Raw genomic sequence first — 1477 nt, forward strand, 5'->3', positions numbered from 1 at the left:
CGAACTGAAGATATGGAGCTTGCCAGATTCCGATACGAGAATCTGATTTAGCGACGACCTGTGAAGAGATAGAGTCATCCATATCCTCTTCAAGCAACAGGCTCTCCTCTTCTTCAAGGAAAAGGATCTCAAAACGATTTCGACCAGGCTGCATATAAGGACGAATGTCCTTGCGATATTCGGCTTCGCTGCCATCACAGTCAAACACGGCAACGCCATTGAGTCGCACTTCTGCAAAGTAGTCAACGCCTGCGACGACTAGCTCAACAAATGGGCATGCCAACATGGCATCATCCACTTCGATGTCATGCATCAGGTGCCATTCTTGCTCTGCGATTTCCTCTTCACTCAAGCTATTAGGGAGCTTTGAGCTTAATGGAGCAGGAAAGGTAATGTCATCTTGTGGGATAGAGAGATCCGTCAGTGGCGAAATTTGCCAAAGACCATCGAGAGGTAGCCGCATGTCATTCCTTGAGCTAGATCAATTTTGACCGCATTATAATGAATGAATGCATATAAAGACATTTATTTTTCTGAGGACAAAAAAATGCCAGCTCAAGGCTGGCATTCTTTAAAACTGGGAGAGATTACTCTTCGTCTTCATCATCTTCGTCAGGGTAGATAGCATCTTCACCTTCGTAGTAAGTGCCCCAACCGTCGTAGATAATGTCAAACTTCTCTGCAAGATTTACAAGCTTCTCAACTTGCTCATCAATCGCTTCTGCGTTCAGAGTACACTGCATCGTTGCATCACAACAAAGTAGCTTGTTGCCATCTTCGTCTTCTGTCTCTTCAGCTTCAAGCACTTCAAAGCCCATTTTGAATGCTTCAACAACGGCTTTCTCAAGTACTGCGAAATCTTCAGCGAATAGGTGATGCTCGATATCGTATAGAGCTTCAGGATCGCTACCATCTTCGATTAGTGCTTCAATGATGTCGCGAGTCTCTCCTTTTTGAAATTCAATTAATTCCGCTACTGATAGATATTCATCTTCGTGAGACATGTGTCTGCTCCAGAGTGTTGACTATGAAAAGATCAAATTTGATTGCCACGAAATATGGCACGGATCGCCTAGAAAAGCCACCTAGATCAGGTGTAGAAGAGCAAGTTTATCGCTAGATAACAGAAGGGATATCAATTAAAAAGTGAAATAAAAATCACAGAAACAAATTTTCAACATATTATTAACTACCGTGTGTTTTAGCATTTCATTTTTATTGTTACTTTTAGCCTTACTCCTTCAAAATTGAGTGGTTAGTCATATCAGATGCATACTGCCGAACACTTCATCGATGCATAAAACCTCACTTATAAGTAAGTAACTGCATAAATTTTGAATGAAAAATCACGTTCACCAAGCAAAGTGGATTATCAAATCACTGAAATTAGAGCATAGATCCGCAAAAAGTTTGTTCCAGAACTCAGCCTTTCAGTTGGATTTTAATATTAACAATCACAAACAACTCAGCATTTAAA

At 40.9% G+C, this 1477-nt stretch carries 2 protein-coding genes; both read right to left on the reverse strand.

Features of this window, described 5'->3' with window-relative positions:
• Nucleotides 1-463: glycosyl hydrolase 2 galactose-binding domain-containing protein (locus AB4496_RS21960; RefSeq protein ID WP_408063569.1), on the reverse strand; the 463-nt coding region annotated here is incomplete at its 3' end.
• A 124-nt stretch (nt 464-587) separates the two neighbouring features.
• A complete protein-coding gene (gene rraB, locus AB4496_RS21965) occupies nt 588-1004 on the reverse strand; it encodes a ribonuclease E inhibitor RraB (protein WP_004735324.1) in 417 nt (138 codons plus the stop codon).
• Nucleotides 1005-1477: the final 473 nt, after the last annotated feature.

Origin of the sequence: Vibrio sp. 10N.222.46.A1 (assembly GCF_041473595.1) — a bacterium.
In the GTDB taxonomy this organism is placed as follows: Bacteria; Pseudomonadota; Gammaproteobacteria; order Enterobacterales; family Vibrionaceae; genus Vibrio; species Vibrio tasmaniensis_A.

Excerpts from the sequence above, each read along its gene's own strand:
- rraB (WP_004735324.1), bottom strand. The coding sequence starts at position 1,004 with ATGTCTCACGAAGATGAATATCTATCAGTAGCGGAATTAATTGAATTT.